We start from the raw sequence: 20,737 nt of genomic DNA, 5'->3' as shown, positions 1-20,737 counted from the left end.
GACACAGGCAGATACAGTGTGAGACCAAAGCCCCATGACCGCCAGCAAACAACGCCAGGCCACCGCCTCAGAAAACTCTCTGATGCGTATCTTTACCGTGCCCGAAGCACCGGAATCGACCCTGAGCCGCATAGAGCAGGCATTGTCTGAAGATCTCGCCGGTTTCCTGACCCAAAATATTGCCGCGCTGGAAAAGCCCCTGAGTGAAATCGAAAAGGATTTCCAGGCCTTTGAAATCCCGCGTCAACCCAGATTTGTTTCTGACTACTCTGAAGAGATGATGCAGAATTTGGTGGCGCATTCAGTACACACCGCCGCCCCCAGCTTTATCGGCCATATGACATCGGCGCTGCCCTACTTCGTATTGCCCTTGTCGAAAATGATGGTGGGCCTGAATCAGAATCTGGTCAAAATCGAAACCTCCAAGGCCTTCACTCCCCTGGAGCGGCAGGTGCTGGGGATGATGCATCACCTCATTTATGGCCAAACCACCGACTTCTACCACCAGTGGATGCACAGCGCCAATCATGCTCTGGGAGCCTTCTGCTCCGGCGGCACTGTGGCCAATATCACCGCCCTGTGGATTGCCCGTAACCAACTGCTCAAGGCTGACGGTGAATTTCGCGGTATCAATCGCGAAGGCTTAGGCGCGGCGCTCTGCCACTACGGTTGGAAGAGCCTGGCGATACTGGTGTCCGAGCGCGGCCATTACTCCCTGGGCAAAGCTGCCGATCTGTTGGGCATTGGCCGGGATAACATAGTTTCAATCGCGACCGATGCCAACAATAAGGTCGATGTCGACGCCATGCGCGAGGCGGCCACCAAGCTGGCCCAACAGGGCATCCGAGTCATGGCGATAGTCGGCGTCGCCGGCACCACAGAAACCGGTAATATAGACCCTCTGCCTGAGCTGGCCGAGTTGGCAACCGAGCTCAATTGCCACTTTCATGTTGATGCCGCCTGGGGCGGAGCCAGCTTGTTATCCAGCAAATATCGCCATCTGCTCAAAGGGATAGAACTGGCCGACTCAGTGACCATAGATGCCCATAAACAGATGTATGTTCCTATGGGTGCCGGTATGGTGCTGTTCAAACAGCCTGAACTGGCGCGGGCAATTGTGCATCATGCCGAATATATTTTGCGTAAAGGTTCCAAGGATTTGGGCAGCCAGACTCTGGAAGGTTCCCGTCCCGGAATGGCCATGCTGGTGCATGCCTGCATGCAGATAATCGGCAAGGAAGGCTATGAAATACTGATCAATAATTCGCTGGAAAAGGCCCGCTTCTTTGCCGGCTTGATTGAGCAACACAGCGAATTTGAACTGGTGAGTGCGCCCGAGTTGTGTCTGCTCACCTACCGTTGGTGCCCCTCTTGGGCACAAACCGCTCTGAACCGGCAATTGGCACAGGGTAATCTTGAAAAGGTCAAAGAGATCAATGGCATTCTTGATGACCTGACTCGTGCCATTCAGAAGAAACAACGTGAACAAGGCAAATCTTTTGTGTCCCGCACCCGGATCCAACCCGCCCGTTATCACAGAGAAACCGTGACTGTATTCCGGGTGGTGCTGGCCAACCCGCTGACCACAGACACCATACTGGCAGATGTATTAAACGAACAAACTGAGCTGGCAGCTTCTGAAACCGGGCTACTTCAAGTACTAAAACAAGCTTGCAACTGAACATTTATTGAGGGCGGTGCCGAGTCACGCCCTGCATGCCGTTTTCCCGCCCCCGTACACTTTTGAGCAGCCCCACTATCATATCGGTGGCATTCAAGGGCGCATCTACGGAAAGTCCTTGATCTCTATCTTGCCGCTCTGGGTTGACTTGAAAACTGCCGCTTAAATGAACACAGGCAATAAACTCTTTACTCTTCTAAAAATAAACATGTTTACTGCAAGTGCACTCATCTAAGGAAGGTGCGAACAAGTCCCATGTGTGCTATGCGTCGGCTTACGGGCCTGGATGCAAGGCGTGGTTCGCAGCAAATGGCCCTAGTCCTTTGCAAGAAACTCAACATAGTAGACAGGTCTGTAAGCCACACCTGGATTGCCCACTGCTTATATTTCACCTTCTCATACCACGGGCTTTCTCAGGCTCCACTCAATCAACTTTGCTCTGATCAACCGTTGCGAAAACTGCTGCGGATCAAGCACCCAATTGGTGGCAATTTCCCGAACGTTCGCGTCATCCGGATAACATCCCCCTGTAGACAAACCATTAATATAACAACGTTTAGCGGCTTGTACCTCTGCCTCCGTGGGTTCACCCGCCGAGATGTAGCTTTGGTCATATTCATAAAGCCCGTCATGATACACGGCATATTTTCTTGTTACCTGACCGTCTTCCGCCATAAACCAAAAATTGTATATACCTCCCTGATGGTCACCGAAGCCATAAGTTTTTCCAAATCTCTGGCTTAACCTAGCGGCGAATTCTGAAAGGTTGCGTAGGCATTCATCCAGCATTTCCATACTGTCCCTGAGGCCATACTGGCGAAACGGCAAGCCCCAACCACCAAGGTAGATAAGCCCATCAAGATCCGCGACAACCAGATGTGAAGTTTTCCAGATAAGCTTCAGATCGCCTGCAGAACCAAAATCGCTGATGGACCTGATATCCGCCTCCCCCTTCAGCTGGTCAACGATTCCATCCAGATCTGTGCTTTCTACGACCAACCAAATCATATTGCGATACATCGAAACACTCATTTTTATTCCCTTAAATATCTGAAGGTTTGAAAATTCAGTAGTCCACGAACTTTAGTGGCTCAACAATGGGCCGGAACAGTAACAAAACCAAGAGACAAAACAAAGGGACAAAACAAAGAGATTAAAACCGAGATATTAAAATTGATCCCCCATAATTCTTGGTAGATTGCAGGCCGGAGTTCCACGATGAATTCAAAAAAAGTGCCTGATTTTTCCATCAGGCACTTGGGTCGCTTATCAGAGAGTTATCTGTTCCCTTAATGAATAACCACGGGAATACTGGGCAGGATGGTAGAGACTCCATTAGGGGTGGTGATTTCAATCAGCAGACTTCCGGCATCGGCTTGGTCGGCACCTTTCACCATCACACTATACTCCAATGCGCTATTTTGATTGGTTGAGAGTACAGTAAAGTTACCCTTACTCGCCAAACTACCTGCTGAGGTGCTGAAAGTGATACTCGTCCCGGATGGCAAGGGTTGATTATGAAGATCCCCGACAATGATTGATACCGCACCAACGGATTTACCTATGATATCCAAGGTCTGGTTGTCATTGAGGCCGTCACAAACATCCACTTGGTTCTTATCATCAGTACAGCTATCCGTAATTTCAGGAGTTGAAGCAACCGGGTCACTACCCGACATCACCAATACAATAGAAGCCCTGACATTGAGCGACTTGTCGGTTGCTGAGCACCCTTCGTGAGGATTATTACTGTCATCAAGCCGGCAAAGACTACCGTTATAGACGCCATCCGCCCCATCAAAGCTACCGCTATTATTAAAGTCCACAAAAGTCTCTAACTCTCCACCGGTTAGCGCTCTGTCATACATATCATCTTCATTATGGTCGACGAAGGCTTCCGATAAATCAAAGGGACGGCCGGAAACATCTGGTTTACTCTTGAAGTCGTCCCATTCATCAAGGTCGAATCGTCCATTACCATTGAGATCCGGGAACGACTCTTCTCCAATTGCCGTGGCCAAAATAGTTACCCGTCCGCCATAGGGTTGACCAAGGTTATCCAGGGAGGGTTGTTCTCCCCCCCCAAGGGTGTTGCCTGTAGGGCGAGGGTTTTGACTGGTCCAGGTCACGGTACAAGCACCGGCTGCTGTTGTGCATGAAGACTCAATGACGCCACCTTCTGTGGTAAAGCTAACTGCAGTGCCATCCGGAACCGGGTTGTTGAAAGCATCTGCCAACCTGGCAGTCACTTTGACTTCAACGCCATCATAATTCCAACCTTCCGGGTTATAGTTATCAGCAGAAAGAGAGAAGGAATCCTGATCCGGAAGGCCGGTCGAAATCACCAATTGGCTGGACTGGGACGAAATCAATGGCAAACTGCCATCCACTTCAGCGGTTACCCTGACTGAAGTCGATACGGTTCCTGAATTAATCACAGTTTGGGCTATCCCTTGTGCATTAGTCGTCGCGAAAACAGGATCTATCTCTATACCACCGACGTCTGTATTGAGGGAAAAATTAACTCTTTGATTACTTACAGGATTGTTGTTCTTATCCAGCACTTTAAATCTAACAGTTGACGATTCCGCACCACCCGTGCCTTTTAAGCGGATAGTTTGCGGAGTCGCATCCATGAAAAAGATACTGCCCACACTCGCCGGTAACACATTGACCACAGCTTTGGCCGTCAGTGATTTGCCTCCGACATTAGCACTGATATTGATAGTATCATCACCGACACAGCCTTTGGCGAGATAAGTGCTGGTAGCGACACCATTAACTGCAATAACAGGTGAACTGATTTCCGCTTCCAAAGGCGTTTTACCGGCACAGACTGAAGTAAACATAACTTCGGCAGGCTCGACAAAAGGATTACCGTTATCATCCTGCAATGTCACGCTGACACTCGCTGTACCACCAGCAGAGACAACGGCTGGTGCCACAGCTGCCACCCCATCCTGAAATGGCGAGCCGCTGCCCATAAACACATTGGTTGCACCGACTTTAAATACCAGGGATGTCTCTTCACCGGACAGTAAAGTCGCGGTTGCAATCCCGGCTCCAGGCTGAGTACCGGCCAAGATCTGAACATAGGCCTTACCATTATCTGTGGCCGCCGTATCTATGGGGATTTCGCCCCTGTCACTGGTAAACTTGACAATGGTCTGTTTGGAAATCCCGGTGACATTGGCCACCAAATAGCCCGGCGTTAATGAGGTGATCGCTTCCAAAGGGGTTGTACTGTCAGGATTAGCAACAAGCACCAAGGATATCTGAGCTCCCCCGGTATCGGCGCCACCATCACCTTTGGTATTGAATGAGACTTGAGCTTCAGCACCATCGCCACTGCCAGGAGTATACCGGGCTGTTACAGTCCCCGAACCCAACTTATCGCCGGGCAAGAGATCTATTCGCACCACACCTTGTGCATCCGAAACCCCACTGTCGGAAGCCAATACACCTTGACCTTCAACGGAGAAGACAATTCTTCCGCCCTGGAATGGCACAGCGTTTTTGCTCAACGTAGCAACCAATTTCCCCGGTACGGCATTGGAGACTTCCGATAAAGGCTCACCATTGGCATCGGTTAACTTGAGACTGATGGTATAAGTATCTGTAGGCAGAGTCGGCGTTGTGCCATCTCCACCGTCGGAAATACTGCCACCCCCACCACAGGCAAATAAAAGAAAACTACATATTAGAGTGAAGCAAAACTTAAACGCTGACTTCATTGTCAGACTCCCCATTACTCAATAATCACAAATTGTATTCATCTGTATTACTTATAGAGCAACATTGTATAATTTTCAGTAAACATTTCCTCAACATGTGAGCGTAACTGGCAATTATCAATATCAATATTTAACCAGCATCCCATTTCCTCAAGAGAGCTTTCTTGCTAGGCTTTAGTGCGCCAAATTACAAAAGTACAAGAATTAAACAGGAAAATTTATGGCATTCACTCCAACCAAGAAAATGGGCCTGACAGGTAAGATCCTTATTGGCATGGCAGCCGGTATCATTGTCGGTCTTCTTCTGAGAGCTTTTTTCCCCGCTGGTGAGCTGGATTCACCTCAAGTCCAGCAAGATCCCTATTTCATCTTTGTGCGGGATTACATCACCGAAGGCTTTCTTAATGTCGTCGGTACTATCTTCATTTCCAGCTTGAAAATGCTGGTAGTGCCCTTGGTCTTTATTTCTCTGGTTTGCGGTACCAGCTCACTCAGTGATCCCTCAAAACTGGGGCGTTTGGGTGGCAAAACCATCGCTTTCTACCTTTTTACCACCGCTATAGCTCTAACACTGTCAATTATGGCGGCAGTGATGATCCATCCCGGCCACAGCAGCATGTCTACCGCAGGCAACAGTTTTGAAGCCAAAGATGCTCCCAGCCTGGCGGAAGTATTGATTAACATAGTACCCACCAACCCGATGCAGGCGATGAGCGAAGGCAATATGCTGCAGATCATTATCTTTGCGGTGATCTTTGGTTTTGCCATCTCTCATGTGGGCGACAAAGGCAAGCGGGTTGCGGCGCTGTTTGAAGACCTCAATGAAGTCATCATGAAAGTGGTGACCCTAATCATGCATCTAGCGCCTTACGGGGTATTTGCCCTTATGGGTAAACTGGCACTGACACTCGGCGTAGAAACTTTCGGTAGTGTGGTCGCTTACTTCTTTGTGGTACTGGGTGTACTGCTGGTCCATGCTTTTGTCACTTATCCTATTCTGCTCAATCTGCTGTCAGGACTGAATCCGTTCACCTTTATCCGTAAGATGCGCGACGTGCAGCTGTTTGCCTTCAGTACTGCCAGTTCCAACGCCACTCTGCCGGTCACTATCGAGACGGCTGAGCATCGCCTGGGCGTCGATAACAAGATAGCCTCGTTCACCTTACCCTTGGGCGCTACCATCAATATGGATGGCACAGCCATCATGCAGGGGGTGGCAACGGTATTTATCGCTCAGGTTTACGGTATCGACCTAACGATTACCGACTATATTACCGTGGTTGTCACGGCCACCCTGGCCTCTATCGGCACAGCCGGGGTACCGGGAGTGGGTCTGGTGATGCTGGCCATGGTGCTCAATCAAGTGGGCTTGCCGGTAGATGGTATCGCACTGATTATCGGGGTCGATAGATTGCTGGATATGGTCCGCACCGCGGTGAACGTCACAGGTGATACTGTCGCAACCGTGGTGATCGCCAAGTCGGAAAATGAGTTCAATGAAGAAACCTTCAACGACCCAAAAGCCGGTAAAACCAATGTCAGCTTCCATAAGGAACACCATACTCCCATGTAAGGAGTAAGCTGAATTCGCTGAAAGCAAAATTCAAAGAGGGCGTCCATTCGGACGCCCTCTTCTATATTAACGGATTTGATTTAACCCATCGAGATAAGCGGAGCCAAACTTAACGCTCCCAGTAGGCTTCTTCCAGGCTATCTTCCCGCTCGGGTAACCCCCTTGATAGGCGCGGACTATGCTGAGCCAACACTTCATAAGCGACCCGGTTGGCATACTTACAGATCTGTGAAAATGAGGAATAACACAAGCCATCGCGCTTATGCTTACTGGAGCCCGGTACATTGGTCTTGTGGAAAGTATTGGCTGCCAAGTCATGCAGGAGTGCAGACAGAGCACCATCACCGGCGCCGTTGGTATTGTGAATTTTCTCCGGCCCGCCCATGTAAGGCGAAATATGGGCATATACCTTGATGGGTTTATCACAATCATTTTTCAATTTCGGACGGGAGAACTCATAACGATTGAATTCAGGAATAGCGCCGGGCAGCAGAGTATGAGCCGTTTCGCGTTTCTCGGCGTCATCTGTATAACCTGCGGTGTAAAGTCCCGAAGCACCCGCAGTCGTCAACACCATGTCACACCATTCAAGTGCCGCTTCACTGGCCAGTAAAGGATCGGCAAATCCGGTCAACGCCTCACCTTCATCTTCATTCATTGCCAACACAGTCACATGTTGGCGAATAAAATCCTGCCACCATTTGGGATCTTCAGCAATCAGGAAACGGGTTCCCAAGGTCAGTACCACAGGTACTTCGGCTTCCTGGGCGTAGCGAATGGCTGTCAGCGCCGCTTCACCTATCTGATCGCCATCACTGGCCCGCATCAGATAAGCGGTCAACACCAAAGCAGAACTGCCCTGGATCACTTCTTTATCGATAAACTCCGGGCTTAACTTGTCCATTGAGCCCTTGCTGATGGCAAAAGTACGCTCACCGTCATCGGAGATCAGGGTAAAGCAGCGACCTATCGGACCTTCAACCGGCTGTAAGTAGTTAAGATCCACCTTGGACGAAGTGTTGCACAAATAGCGGTAGGCATAACTACCTACTTCAATATGCTTACTCATCACACCAAAGAGCACAGATCTGTCATCGGCCAGAATTGAGTAGTTGTGAATGGTATTACCGATAGTGCCGCCGGCAAACTCATCGCTGACCAACTCACGGCTTTTGAGCTCATGATACAGCTGGTGGGCACTGGCATCATCAATCAGAGTCGAGTTGCCTTTGGGTAAGTTGTAACGCTGCAGCAGTTCATCTTCGACCTTGGCTTCGATATCCACCAAAGTTTGATCTATACCTGAAATCCAGGTACTGAAAGGTTGTGGCTGCTGAGTCAACTGCGCCAGCAAAGGATCACGGGTTTTGACCGGAAAATAGTGTTTGGATTTACGCTGACCGGGAAATTTCATATTGGGCTCTCATTTTCATCGTCCCTGAGTAGTGTACCGTTTGGGTACACTTTCCTGATAATGATCTTAAGTCAGGCTGACGGAGCTGCCAGCGACCACTTTAAATGGCGGCAGATTCTATCACAAATCCACCGCCACACCAGTGTACGCTAACGGGCTTGATACCAATTTTCAGTGTGAAACTTCACCAACTCGGCCAAAAAACACATATGAGCCGATTGCGCATTGAGACAAGGGATAAATTGATATTGTTTCCCACCGGCTTCAAGAAAGCTTTCGCGGCCTCCTTGAGCTATCTCTTCCAGTGTTTCCAGGCAGTCGGCGGCAAAGGCGGGACTCATGATATCGACCGAATGAACCCCCTGTCCCGGCAAAGATTCGAGCAGCTCATCGGTATAGGGCGTTAGCCAAGGCTCCTTGCCAAAACGGGATTGGAAGCACAGCTGCCATTCACCTTGCCCCAGGCCAAGCTCGGTGGCCAACAACTTAGCCGTGGTTTCACATTGACTGCGATAAGGATCCCCCTCCTTAATGTAACGCTCGGGCACCCCATGAAACGACATCAGCAGCCTTTGTCCCCGCCCTTCTCGCTGCCAATGGGTACGAACACTATCGGCCAGGGCCTGAATATAACCTGGCTTGTCGTGGTAATCGCGCACAAACCTCAGCTCAGGCAGATTACGCTCCATTTTCAACGCCGCGGCAACACCATCAAACACACTGGCCACAGTGGAGCAGGAATATTGAGGATAAAGAGGCAACACCAGCACCCTGTCAACTCCGGCATTTTTCAGCGCCGTCAGGCCATCACTCAAGGACGGACTGCCATAACTCATCCCCAGCTCAACAGGAATATGACAGCCAACTTGCTCCCGAAGCAAATCTGCCAGAGCTTGTCTCTGCTGTTTACTGACCACCATTAAAGGTGATCCTTCCGCCTGCCAAATAGATTGATACAACTTGGCGACTTTCGCCGGACGGGTATTGAGAATAATACCTTGTAACAGGGGTTGCCACAGCCAGGGGGACAGATCCACCACACGTTGATCGCTGAGGAACTGTTTCAAAAAAGTACGTACTGCCGCTTTGGTTGGCGCAGCGGGAGTACCCAAGTTAACCAAAAGCACACCGAATGGAGGACGGGTATCCTGCACTGTATTATTCCTGTTCCGAGAGAGATGGCGCCAAGTTAACACCGCTAAAACCATAAAAAAAGCCCGCAATTGCGGGCTTTTTTCGATTATGAGAACCGGTTCTGATAATTAATCAGCCCAGCGCCTTCACAATGGCTTCGCTGACGGAAGCAACGCTTTGGGTACCGTCGAATTTACTGTACTTGGTATCACCCTTGGCCGCCATGGCACCATAGTAATCCACCAGCGGCATGGTCTGTTCGTGATAGATGCCCAGGCGCTTGCGTACTGTGCTCTCTTCATCATCCGGGCGGATAACCAGTTCTTCACCTGTTACATCATCCTTGCCGTCTTCTTTTGGCGGATTGAAGACCACATGGTAAACCCGGCCAGAACCAGGATGCACCCGGCGACCGCTCATACGTTTAACGATTTCTTCGTCCGGTACATCAATCTCAATCACATGATCAACATGGATACCGTTAGCCACCATGGCATCAGCTTGTGGAATAGTGCGTGGGAAACCATCCAGCAGGAATCCCTTGGCGCAGTCGTCCTGAGTAATGCGCTCTTTAACCAGACCTATGATCAGCTCATCTGAAACCAATTGTCCGGCGTCCATCACCTTCTTGGCTTCCAGTCCCAAAGGCGTACCGGCCTTTACGGCTGCACGCAGCATATCGCCGGTTGAGATCTGTGGAATGCCATACTTTTCCATGATGAACTGAGCCTGGGTACCTTTACCGGCACCAGGGGCGCCCAATAGGATAATGCGCATATCAAGAGTCCTCTTTTCGCATTGATATTCTTGTTAGGGCGGCGATCTTCGCACATCTGGCCGCCCATGAGAAGGCCTTTGGCTTCGACTTTAGCCACAGAAACGCCAAAAAAACCTGACAGCTCTGACCTGTTAAAAGCGGTCAAAACCGCTCAGGCAGAGGCTTGGCCTGCCAAGCTTAACTCTATCAGTAGAGTAAACTATAAAGCTTGCGACGATAGCTGCTCGCCAGTGTATTCCCCTGACCAAGGGCTGAAAGTATCGTCAGAAACTGCTGTTTCAATTCACCATTACCGGCGTTGAGATCTTGCTGCAGTTGGGCAAAAAGCAACTCCAGGGCCTCTTCATCCCTGTGCGCCTGATGCAGTGCCGTTGCCAGCTTGCCAAGTAAACCCAGGTCTCCCGGAGCTGCTTCGAGCGCTTGTTGTAAAGAACGGATTTCCGGCGTATCAGCCGCCTCTTCCGCCAACTTGAGTTTGGCCTGCAAACTGGCGTAATAAGCATCCTGATCTTCAAGCTTGATGCCGGCAAGCAGGCTTTTGGCAGCGGCAATATCACCGCTTAACAGGCATGCATCAGCATAAGGCAAAGCCACCTCGGCGCCATTGTGCTCGCCATAGGCTTCCTTCAGCAACACCAGGGCTGCGGCGGCATCGCCTCCGGCGAGTAATTCTCTGGCGTCAGCAAGTTTCAGCTCCCAGGCGGCAGGCAGATGTTTATCCAGCATGACCTGAATTTGCGACTCGTCCTGCACCCCGGCAAAGCCATCAACCGGCTGGCCCTGACTGAGCAACAAAGTGGTCGGCAAGCTCTGGATCTGGAAATAGGAGGCGATTTCCATTTCAGTTTCGCAGTTGACGGCCGCCAGCAGCAGTTGCCCCTGATAACGGTTTGCCAATGTTTCCATGGTGCCGAGTAGCCCCAGACTCTCCGGGCTTTGCTGCGCCCAGAAGACCAACGCGACCAACTGTTGTTTCGAGGCTTCCACCACCTGTTGAATGTTGTCGCGGGTCAGTTCGATACGTGTTTCCATAGCAATCCTTGTTGGATGGTCGGGCTATACCCGAGTAAAAAAGGGCCATAAAGGCCCTTTTTTGATTGGCTTACTTAAGGTTGGCAAGCAACATCTGGTTCATCAAGCGGATAAACTCAGATGGGTCAGCCAGGCTGCCCTTTTCTGACAGCATTGCCTGTTGCAACAACAGGTTACTCCAGTCAGTAAAGCGGCTTTCATCCGTCTCGTCATTGAGTCTGGCCACCAGCGGGTGCGTCGGGTTCAGCTCAAATGTTGGTTTGACTTCCGGCACCTGTTGGCCGGCGGCCTGCATCAGCTTGATCATCTGGCTCGACATCTCGCCTTCACCGGCCACCACACAGGCTGGAGTGTCGGTCAAACGCGTGGTCACCCGTACATCCTTGACCTTATCACCCAGCGCCTCTTTGATACGCTTGAGCAAAGACTCGGATTCGGCCGCCAGTTTTTCCTGTTCGGCCTTTTCATTCTCATCTTCCAGCTCACCGAGATCCAGCTCACCGCGAGTCACAGAGTGCAGCGCCTTTTCCTTGTACTCTGTCAGGTGGTTGATGAGCCACTCGTCGATACGGTCAGACATCAACAGCACTTCGATGCCCTTCTTACGCAGCAGCTCCAGATGCGGACTGTGGGCCGCCGCCTCATAGCTGTCGGCAACAATATAGTAAATCTTGCTCTGACCTTCCTTCATGCGGCCGATGTAATCATCCAGCGATACAGTTTGCGCCGCAGTGTCATTGTGGGTCGAGGCAAAACGCAGCAAGCCGGCCACACGCTCGCGGTTGCTCCAATCCTCTGCCGGGCCCTCTTTCAGTACCTGGCCGAACTCAGCCCAGAACTGCTGGTACTTGTCGCTGTCGTCTTTAGCCAGTTTCTCCAACATGCCCAGCACCCGCTTGGTAATGGCCGTGCGCATGGCTTGGGTCACCTTGTTGTCCTGCAGTATCTCCCGGGAGACGTTCAGCGGCAGATCGTTGGAGTCGATAAGACCTTTGACGAAACGCAGGTAAGAAGGCATAAACTGCTCGGCGTCATCCATGATAAATACGCGCTGAACAAAGAGTTGCAGACCCTGCTTGCGATCCCGGTTCCAAAGGTCCCAAGGCGCCTTGGAAGGAATGTACAGCAAGCTGGTGTATTCCTGCTTACCTTCAACCCGGTTGTGACTCCACAGCAGAGGATCGCTGAAGTCATGGGAGATATGCTTGTAAAACTCCCGATATTCTTCATCGGAAATCTCAGACTTGTTGCGGGTCCAAAGCGCGGTGGCCTTGTTCATCACTTGCCATTGACCTTCAGTCGCCGGAATTTTTTCACCATCCGGGCCTTCGGACTCGGGCGAACCTTCCTGCCACATCTCTACCGGAATGGAGATATGATCTGAGTACTTGGTGATGATAGAGCGCAAACGCCAGTCATCGGCAAACTCTTTTTCCTCTTCGCGCAGATGCAAAGTAATCTCGGTACCGCGGCTATCTTTAACTATGTTTTCAACGGTAAAGTCGCCTTCACCGGCAGACTGCCACTGCACGCCCTCATCGGCCTTGTGACCGGCGGCGCGGGTTCTCACTGTTACCTTGTCGGCCACAATAAAGGCCGAGTAGAAACCCACACCGAACTGGCCAATCAACTGCGAGTCTTTGGCGGCATCGCCGGAGAGGTTTTTGAAGAATTCTGACGTGCCTGACTTGGCAATGGTACCCAAATGCTCGATAACGCCGTCACGGGTCATACCTATACCATTGTCTTCAATGGTAATAGTGCCCTTTTCCTTATCGGTACTGATACGTACCCTGAGCTCGCCATCACCTTCATAAAGCGCGTCGTTGGTAAGCGCCAGATAACGCAGTTTGTCGGCGGCATCGGCGGCATTGGATACCAATTCACGCAAGAAAATCTCCTTGTTGGAGTACAAAGAGTGGATCATCAAATGCAAAAGTTGTTTGACTTCAGTTTGAAAACCATGAGTTTCTTGATGTGACATGAATAGCTTCCCTTGTTTATCGCAATAGGTTAAACCAACTTGAGTTGTTTAATTAAATGGGGATGCGATTTTCAAATTCAAGGGCGGGATGACACAGACCGATAACAGCCGCAGAAAAAATAGCCCGAAGTGAGCTCTGAAAATAGTCCAGCGCCGATTGCCGTTTTCCATCTGTGTCGAAAATATGCAATCTTTGTCCGCTTTGTCCGGTTATCGTCTGGAAACCCCTCTCAGGAGATATCATGATGAAACGACTCAACTATGCTAATGCTGCGCCACAAGCCTTGGAACTTCTATACCAACAGGAACGCTACTTCCACCACCAATTCAGTTCATCGAAGACCATGTCTATAACCATCTGGGAACTGGTCAAACTCAGAGTCTCACAGATTAATCAATGCGCCTTTTGTATTGACATGCACAGTAAAGACGCGCTGAAGTATGGTGAAAAAGCCGAACGAATTTTTGGTCTCAATGCCTGGCGGGACATGCCTATTTACAGCACTGCGGAAGGTATTGCCCTCGGTTGGGCCGAGCAACTGACCGCAGGTTTGGGTGTCAGCGATAAAGAGTACCAACAGGTACTGGATTGTTTCGGCCCTCAGGCGATGACAGATTTGACCATAGCCATCAATGCCATCAATAGTTGGAACCGTATCGTTAAAGTATTTAAACCCGAGGTCGGCAATTACCAGCCCAAGTGATTCAGGTTGCGTATGGACTTAAAACTATTTTCCCCCAAAGGCAATATCGCAGCAGATATTCAAGCTATATGGTCTGTTGGCGTATCGACAGGGCATAGGGAGCCGATTGTTCGATTACTGCTGGGCGACGCCGGCAGCGGTATCCTGTTCAATTTTGGCCCAGAGGTGTTTTTTGATGGGATATGGCATCCTCCGGGGATTATTTTGTTGCCTACTAGCCAGACTTCCCAAAACATCATCATGCCGCCGGGGACCCAAATGGCAGGCATCCGCTTTCATCCAGCTATGGGCTATCAATGCCTGGGAAAACGCTTCGACAACCCTGTCCGTAGTGAGCGGGAAACTGATATCCATACTCTGCTTAGCCCACTATATTTGCAGCTCTGTGCCTGCAGTGGCCACTATCCCCGCATCCGCACCATGTATCAATTTACTCGGCAACATATCGTCAGCCGTAGTGAAAGCCATCAAAGGGTCAAGGAAATCCTCCGGCATACACACCACAAGCATGCCAAAGAAACCACTTTGGGATTACGTCAAATAGAACGCCACTTCCAGAGCTGGATGGGGATGACCCCTAAATATTATCAACGCGTTATTCGGGTCAAGCAGGCAATGGAACAACTCCGGCTGGCACCATCAACATCACTGGCCGAACTGGCAGCCGACTTTGGCTTCGCCGATCAGGCACATATGACCCGTGAATTTCGTACCTTGGCCAATATCACGCCGAAACATTACGCCCGCCGCTACTTATTCAACGCTCTGCAGGCAAAAAATAGCCCCGCATAAGCGGGGCCGGTATATTCACAGAAGGCTCATTAAAGCAAACTTCAGAGCGGCAATCGCCCATTGAACGACAATGCCAGAGTGGTGCTGTCGACATATTCCAGCTCACCGCCTACCGGGACTCCATGAGCGATACGGCTCACCTTGACCTGGTAGCGATGGGCGATATCGGCAATAAAATGCGCGGTAGCATCACCTTCCACTGTCGGGTTAGTGGCCAGGATAAGTTCGGCAATCTCACCTTTGGCAAGATGCTCTTCCAGTAGCGCCAGTCCCAACTCTTCGGGTCCGACACCATCGAGCGGTGATAGATGCCCCAGCAATACAAAATAGCGGCCACTGAAATGCCCACCGGCTTCAATAGCCAATACATCGGCCGGCGTTTCAACCACGCAGATGGTATCGGCATTGCCGCGCCGCGGACTGGCGCAGATGGGACAAAGCGTTTCCTCAGTGAAGGTGCGGCACGACTGACAATGCCCCACCTCTTTCATGGCCCGCTCCAATGCTTCAGCCAACTTGAGTCCGGCTTTACGCTCGCGCTCAAGCAGTTGAAACGCCATCCGCTGTGCCGATTTAGGGCCGACACCGGGCAGACAGCGCAGCGACTGGATCAATTCATCAACCAATGGGCTGAATTTCATCTGTTATTCCGACTCAGAATGGCATCTTCATGCCAGGAGGCAGCTGCATGCCACCTGTCACTTCGGCCATCTTGGACTTTTGGTTTTCTTCAACACGACGGGCTGCATCGTTGCAGGCCGCGGCGATCAGATCTTCCAGCATCTCTTTGTCGTCTTCCAGCAGGCTGGGATCTATCTCGACTTTGCGAACATTGTGGCTGCCGGTCATGGTGACTTTCACCAAGCCTGCGCCTGACTCACCTGTGACTTCCATGCGGGCGATCTCTTCCTGCATTTTGGCCATTTTTTCTTGCATCATCTGGGCTTGCTTCATCAGGTTGCCCATACCGCCTTTTCCAAACATAGCTTTATCTCTTCAATTCAAGTTGTGAGTAACAGGTCAAAGTTGGCTAATCTTACTGAAATAAACCCGCTTGGCAATCCAAGAGTCGCATTGAACGGCAATCTTATGAAGCGGGTAACATCCACCGGCCCTAGGGCGCCTTGTCTGCAATCAAATTAGCCCTTTGACTGAGCAGCTCAGGGGGGTAGCCGAGAGTATCCTGATCCAGTTCGGCCCCCATATGACTAACAAGCCATTGAATATTTTCATCATTCATCAATGAAGCATGAGCTCCGCTCAGGAGTTCCTGATGAAAACGATGACGAATTTCCAACGGCGTTTCCCGTTGGTCATCTACTCCTACGACAATCTCGGTGCGGCAAGGTTTCCCAAACAGTTTGGAAAGCGCCTCTTCGAGCTGTTTGATGGCCGAATCTGCCGCCAAGTGTTTCTGATCCGGCTTGAGTAACAAAGGTAGCGGTTCAGCTATCCGTTCACAGACTGAGTTCACCGCCAGTTGCCGTACCCGGCCGCCTATATCCAGCGCGGACATCAATTTATACCAATAGAGATCCTGTGGATGACCGCTGGGCAGAGCATGGGCAAAGACATCCGCGGCCCCTGGGTGAGGTGCTAAGCCCGGTTCGGATGCGGGCTTAGCCTCGGCATTTGCCACTATATTTAGACTTGGCTGCTGCCCAATCGCTTTGGCAGGCTCTTGTACCGGCTCATCTATCGTCTGTGGTACAGCGTCCTGTACTGTCTGCGGCGCAGTATTCTGTGGCTCAGGTTCAGGCACAGACTCAGGTTCGGCTTGTGGGAAAGCCGCATTTTGAACCGTTTCACTGCGTTCCATCATCTCGCGACCCGCTGCAATCGCCCCCTCTGGAGCATCTTCCCATGGTGGCCTGTCTTCCTTGAGCGCCGCAACATGACTTGGGCCAGATCCGAAAGGCATTTCCCCGGCGACAGGAGTTTGCGGTTCTGCTCCGGAGGGCCCCGGGCTGTTTTCTGGCTCAAGGCTGTTTTTCGGCTCAGGGCTATTGCTCAGCTCAAGACCATTATGCCGCTCAGGGTTGTTTTCTGATTCTGCTGCCGCTTCAGGCTGAGTGGCCGCTACAGCATCGGACTCAGGAGCTGCGGCCGCGCTGCGGCGCTCCGGCAAAGGCTTTTTTTCTTCACCGTCCTTGGGGCTGGCCGCCTCTATATCGCTGAGCAGCAAATCCCGGGTGGCAAGCACCTGATCGAGCAGATCATCACCCAAGATGTCATCGCTGGCAGATTCTATGTTGGCATCGGCAGGCACTGACTCGCTTGATGGCTTACTTGGCAGCGATACTTCGGAGGCACTCTTGTCGGCAGCGGATGGCATCTGACCGTCCATCGACATCTGCTGCTGATAAAAATCCAGGCTGCTATCCTGCGCTTCACCTTGTTGTGAATAGCTCATGGCAGCGTAGAAGTCATCCTGGGACTGCTGCTCATCGTTAATAGCCGAGGTTTCAGCTTGTGAAACAGGCTGGTGAGGCTGAACTGCAGTCGTTTGCTCTGCCGGCAGAGACTCGATCACTTTAACTGACTCAACTGCCGCATTTGCTTCAACCACAGCTGTTTCAGACGAATTCATCTGTGAAGGGGAAGCTTGCAAAGGCACAGAGACCTCACTCCGAAACCCCATGCTACCGGCCTGGGATAACAGCAGCGCTTGTTCGGCCAATAACGCCTGCTCACCCGCATCTTCGCCCTTATCGGCAGCCGTCTGCGAGTCAACGCCACTCTGCTGCGTCTCAGCCACCGAGCTTACCTGTGTTGGCATCTTGGCAGCTTGCGGCTTCTCGACTTGCGCTTCGACAGCATGGCTGGTAACAGATTGAGCAGAGGCGGCTTGAGGCTTTATCTCATCGGCGTTACTGCTTGCCACAGTTTGATTCGGCGCCCTTGCAACTGCAGCTGCACTATTGCTGTTATCCAAGGCAGATAGATCGGCGACTTCCCCCCTTTGCCAGCGTTTGGGCGGCGTTTCCGGCACAAAGGCAACGGCTCTGAGTAACGCCATCTCCAGCCCTGACTTAGGGTCCGGCGCATAAGGCAGCTCCTTGCGACCACTGAGCAGCAACTGGTAATAGAGCTGCACCTGCTCGGGGGCGAGGTTTTCAGCATAATGGGTAATTTGAGGACCAAACAGCGACAGATTAGCCGCCGCCGGCGCAAACTGGCTCAGGGTTATCTGATGCAAGAGCTCCAGCAGGCTACGTAGCACTTCGGCGGCATCGGCGCCAAATGCCAGCACCTTGGCCACCTCCTGCATCATTTTGGCGATATCACCTGTAAGGAGCGCATCAAACAGCGCCAGCACCTGGCGCTCATCTATGGCGCCGAGCATGGTTTGAACCTGCTCCAGCATCACTTGCCCGGCCCCAAAGGCGATGGCCTGATCGGTCAGACTCAGGGCGTCACGCATACTGCCGTTGGCGGCTCGCGCCAAAAGCGTCAGCGCAGAGGTTTCAAACTTGAGGCCTTCGCTTTGCAAAATATGCTGCAACTGGCCGGCCATCTCAGTCTGATCCAGGCTCTTCAGGTTGAATTGCAGGCAGCGGGACAGCACTGTCACCGGCAGCTTTTGCGGATCTGTGGTGGCCAGCAGGAATTTGACGTGCTCTGGGGGCTCTTCCAGTGTTTTGAGCAGTGCATTAAAACTGCTGCGGGACAGCATGTGCACTTCGTCTATCAGGTAAACCTTGAACCGCCCCCGGGTCGGGCGATACTGAACATTGTCAAGCAGTTCGCGAGTATCATCTACCTTGGTACGGGAAGCGGCATCGACTTCAATAAGGTCGACAAAACGCCCCTGGGCAATTTCCTGACAGGCACTGCATTGGCCACATGGCTTGGCGGTGATCCCGGTTTCACAGTTGAGCCCTTTAGCGAACAGGCGCGCCAAACTGGTCTTGCCGACGCCGCGGGTACCGGTAAACAGATAAGCATGGTGCAGTCGTTGCTGACCCAGGGCATTGGTCAATGCATGCAATACATGTGATTGGCCGACTACCTGATCAAAACTGGCAGGCCGCCATTTCCTGGCTAGTACCTGATAGGACATGAAACTCCCCAAAATCCATAAAAATATCTTTGCGGGAGCAAGCTCCGCGGATCGTAAAACAATAACATGAGGTATAACTTCATGCTACCGAGATGACCCGCAAAGCGGCAGGGATGAGCTTTTATTCGCCTTCAAACTCGCACAGTTTGACTAACTCAAGCCCATGTTCGGTCAGGCGTTGTTCACCACCCAGATCAGGCAGAGAAATGATAAACGCTGCATGTTTGGCCTCGCCTCCCAAACGACGGATAAGCTTAACCGTGGCTTCAATGGTGCCGCCGGTTGCCAGCAGGTCGTCAATAACCAATACCTTGTCACCCGGCACTATGGCATCAACATGCATTTCCAAGGTGTCGTGACCATATTCCAACTCATAGCTCTCGGCTATGGTTTCTCTTGGCAATTTGCCAGGCTTACGCACAGGAACAAAGCCCAATCCCAGTTCCAGCGCCAGCGGAGCCCCAAAGAGAAAACCTCGGGCTTCGGTACCGACAACCTTGGTAAAACCATGATCTTTATAATGATCCACTAGTAAGCGAATACTTAACTGATAGGCGACCGGGTCTTCGAGCAAACTGGTCACATCACGGAATAGGATCCCGGCTTTTGGATAATCCGGAATGGTTTTAATGCTTTGCTTAATCAGGCTTAAGCTGTCGGAGTTCATTGCCATAGTCTCAATACTTCGTTTCCAGACACTGGGCCCGGCTCTTTACAACAAAAAAGTCCACACTGAGGTGGACTGCATTTCAAAAATCCGGCTAAAGCTTAAGCCGCTTTAATCCGCCATGCAACAATCTCTGTCGATAAGTGATCCAGGAGTTGTTGCTTTGTGTCACAGTTCAATGGTTTTCTCCAAAAGCCATTAACCTGGGACATATCCATACTGGCAGCGACTTCCTCTCGAGTGTGAGTACTGAGCACTACTATGGGCAAACTGCCATAGCCTTCCAGTTGTCTGAGCAGCGGGATGAAATGCGGCCCGTCAAGCAAAGGCATGAAAAATCCGCTGATCACTGCATCGAAACTTTGCCGTTCGGCACAAGCTAACCCCTGCATACCGTTGGCCGCCAGCGTACAGCGCCAACCTTGGCTCCGGAACAATTCCGCCAAAGCCTGTTGGCTGATGTTATTATCATCAACAAGCAAAATATTGAAACTCATTAAATTTCCCTGGTGGTTTCAAGGCGCGCCAAGGCTACCCCAACTGAGTGACAAAAGCACGACGAGCCGACATTTTTGTCTACAGGATCACTCACTGTCTTCCAGTTCAGGAATTTGCCACAGGAACAACAACAGACTAATACAACATACCGCCAGCAAGAGTTTCACCCACCAAAGCGGTACCAAGGCAATACTAAGGGCAAAACTGGCACCACTGATCAAAAAGGCTTTTCGCTTTAATCCCTTACGCATCGCTTTGCGGGAATGCCAATCGGCAAGAGGCTGGGCGAACCAAGGATGGCTGTGCAACCAATCATGTAGCCGTTCACTGGAACGAGCGAAACAGAAGGCGGCCAATAAAATAAAGGGAACTGTCGGCAACACAGGTAAGACGATGCCAAGCAACCCCATGCCCAGACTCAGGATCCCGAAAATTAAAAAGAAGCCTCTTTTGATAACCATCCGCTTTCCTTTGGAAAATCGGTCGCGCCTAGGAAGGTGCGAATAAGTCCTCGTGGCGCTCTGGCTTGCACAGCAATTGGCGTTCAAGGCATCTGACTGAAGACATGCCGGGGCCTGTCGAAGTCGGATAACGCAGAAAGCCGGTTGCTGTGAAAGCCCCGAAGGGCGTGGCTTACAGGCCTGCCTGCTGTGTTGTGCTTCTTGCAAAGGACTAGGGCCATT

17 protein-coding genes are annotated in these 20,737 nt (G+C 51.3%); 4 read left to right on the top strand and 13 right to left on the bottom strand.

What is annotated here, in order from left to right; all coding sequences use genetic code 11:
• Nucleotides 1–34 precede the first annotated feature (34 nt).
• The gene (gene panP, locus RC73_RS06365; RefSeq protein ID WP_039033866.1) at nucleotides 35–1,681 is read left to right on the top strand and encodes a pyridoxal-dependent aspartate 1-decarboxylase PanP; all 1,647 of its coding nucleotides are present in this window, start codon (nucleotides 35–37) and stop codon (nucleotides 1,679–1,681) included.
• Nucleotides 1,682–2,077: 396 nt separating this feature from the next.
• On the opposite strand, the gene RC73_RS06360 is transcribed toward panP, so the two are convergent.
• Together RC73_RS06360 and RC73_RS06355 are read right to left on the bottom strand one after the other, a co-directional pair.
• Entirely contained in the window at nucleotides 2,078–2,713 is a 636-nt protein-coding gene (locus RC73_RS06360; RefSeq protein ID WP_039033865.1) for a hypothetical protein, read from the bottom strand.
• A gap of 257 nt (nucleotides 2,714–2,970) precedes the next feature.
• Nucleotides 2,971–5,415, bottom strand: coding sequence for an Ig-like domain-containing protein (locus RC73_RS06355; RefSeq protein ID WP_039033864.1), 2,445 nt, complete (start codon nucleotides 5,413–5,415; stop codon nucleotides 2,971–2,973).
• Nucleotides 5,416–5,635: 220 nt separating this feature from the next.
• On the opposite strand from RC73_RS06355, the gene RC73_RS06350 reads away from it, so the two are divergent.
• Entirely contained in the window at nucleotides 5,636–6,988 is a 1,353-nt protein-coding gene (locus RC73_RS06350) for a dicarboxylate/amino acid:cation symporter (protein WP_039033863.1), read from the top strand.
• Between the two features lie 109 nt (nucleotides 6,989–7,097).
• Here the strand turns inward: RC73_RS06350 and RC73_RS06345 are convergent, their stop codons facing one another.
• The 5 genes from RC73_RS06345 to htpG all read right to left on the bottom strand — a co-directional run bounded on the left by RC73_RS06345 (nucleotide 7,098) and on the right by htpG (nucleotide 13,330).
• Nucleotides 7,098–8,402 carry an inosine/guanosine kinase gene (locus RC73_RS06345; protein ID WP_039033862.1) on the bottom strand — a complete coding sequence of 435 codons (1,305 nt, stop codon included), beginning with the start codon at nucleotides 8,400–8,402 and terminating at the stop codon, nucleotides 7,098–7,100.
• A gap of 149 nt (nucleotides 8,403–8,551) precedes the next feature.
• Complete coding sequence (hemH, locus tag RC73_RS06340; RefSeq protein WP_039033861.1) at nucleotides 8,552–9,556, bottom strand: ferrochelatase; 1,005 nt, start codon at nucleotides 9,554–9,556, stop codon at nucleotides 8,552–8,554.
• A gap of 112 nt (nucleotides 9,557–9,668) precedes the next feature.
• Entirely contained in the window at nucleotides 9,669–10,313 is a 645-nt protein-coding gene (adk, locus tag RC73_RS06335) for an adenylate kinase (RefSeq protein WP_039033860.1), read from the bottom strand.
• Nucleotides 10,314–10,500: 187 nt separating this feature from the next.
• Nucleotides 10,501–11,346, bottom strand: a complete 846-nt coding sequence (locus tag RC73_RS06330; RefSeq protein ID WP_039033859.1) for a tetratricopeptide repeat protein — start codon at nucleotides 11,344–11,346, stop codon at nucleotides 10,501–10,503.
• Nucleotides 11,347–11,416: 70 nt separating this feature from the next.
• Nucleotides 11,417–13,330 (bottom strand): molecular chaperone HtpG, encoded by a 1,914-nt coding sequence (htpG, locus tag RC73_RS06325; protein WP_039033858.1) that lies wholly within the window; start codon nucleotides 13,328–13,330, stop codon nucleotides 11,417–11,419.
• A 242-nt stretch (nucleotides 13,331–13,572) separates the two neighbouring features.
• Here htpG and RC73_RS06320 point away from each other — a divergent pair, with 242 nt between their 5' ends.
• A complete protein-coding gene (locus RC73_RS06320) occupies nucleotides 13,573–14,034 on the top strand; it encodes a carboxymuconolactone decarboxylase family protein (protein ID WP_039033857.1) in 462 nt (153 codons plus the stop codon).
• Between the two features lie 12 nt (nucleotides 14,035–14,046).
• Complete coding sequence (locus RC73_RS06315; protein ID WP_052248031.1) at nucleotides 14,047–14,826, top strand: AraC family transcriptional regulator; 780 nt, start codon at nucleotides 14,047–14,049, stop codon at nucleotides 14,824–14,826.
• Nucleotides 14,827–14,867: 41 nt separating this feature from the next.
• Here RC73_RS06315 and recR read toward each other — a convergent pair whose 3' ends face one another.
• The 6 genes from recR to RC73_RS06285 all read right to left on the bottom strand — a co-directional run bounded on the left by recR (nucleotide 14,868) and on the right by RC73_RS06285 (nucleotide 20,515).
• Entirely contained in the window at nucleotides 14,868–15,467 is a 600-nt protein-coding gene (recR, locus tag RC73_RS06310; RefSeq protein WP_039033855.1) for a recombination mediator RecR, read from the bottom strand.
• A 13-nt stretch (nucleotides 15,468–15,480) separates the two neighbouring features.
• Nucleotides 15,481–15,810, bottom strand: coding sequence for a YbaB/EbfC family nucleoid-associated protein (locus RC73_RS06305; protein WP_025011505.1), 330 nt, complete (start codon nucleotides 15,808–15,810; stop codon nucleotides 15,481–15,483).
• Nucleotides 15,811–15,940: 130 nt separating this feature from the next.
• Entirely contained in the window at nucleotides 15,941–18,889 is a 2,949-nt protein-coding gene (gene dnaX, locus RC73_RS06300; RefSeq protein WP_039033854.1) for a DNA polymerase III subunit gamma/tau, read from the bottom strand.
• Nucleotides 18,890–19,010: 121 nt separating this feature from the next.
• Nucleotides 19,011–19,562 carry an adenine phosphoribosyltransferase gene (gene apt / locus RC73_RS06295; protein WP_039033853.1) on the bottom strand — a complete coding sequence of 184 codons (552 nt, stop codon included), beginning with the start codon at nucleotides 19,560–19,562 and terminating at the stop codon, nucleotides 19,011–19,013.
• 95 nt (nucleotides 19,563–19,657) lie between these two features.
• Complete coding sequence (locus RC73_RS19810) at nucleotides 19,658–20,053, bottom strand: response regulator (RefSeq protein WP_052248030.1); 396 nt, start codon at nucleotides 20,051–20,053, stop codon at nucleotides 19,658–19,660.
• Between the two features lie 87 nt (nucleotides 20,054–20,140).
• Nucleotides 20,141–20,515: a YbaN family protein gene (locus tag RC73_RS06285; protein ID WP_039033852.1), complete on the bottom strand. Its 375-nt coding sequence runs from the start codon at nucleotides 20,513–20,515 to the stop codon at nucleotides 20,141–20,143.
• Between the last annotated feature and the right edge of the window lie 222 nt (nucleotides 20,516–20,737).

The sequence above is a fragment of the Shewanella sp. ECSMB14102 genome (assembly GCF_000813075.1).
In the GTDB taxonomy this organism is placed as follows: domain Bacteria; phylum Pseudomonadota; class Gammaproteobacteria; order Enterobacterales; family Shewanellaceae; genus Shewanella; species Shewanella indica.
The sequence above is the reverse complement of the archived record's forward strand: the minus strand, read 5'-3'. Positions and strand labels throughout refer to the sequence as shown.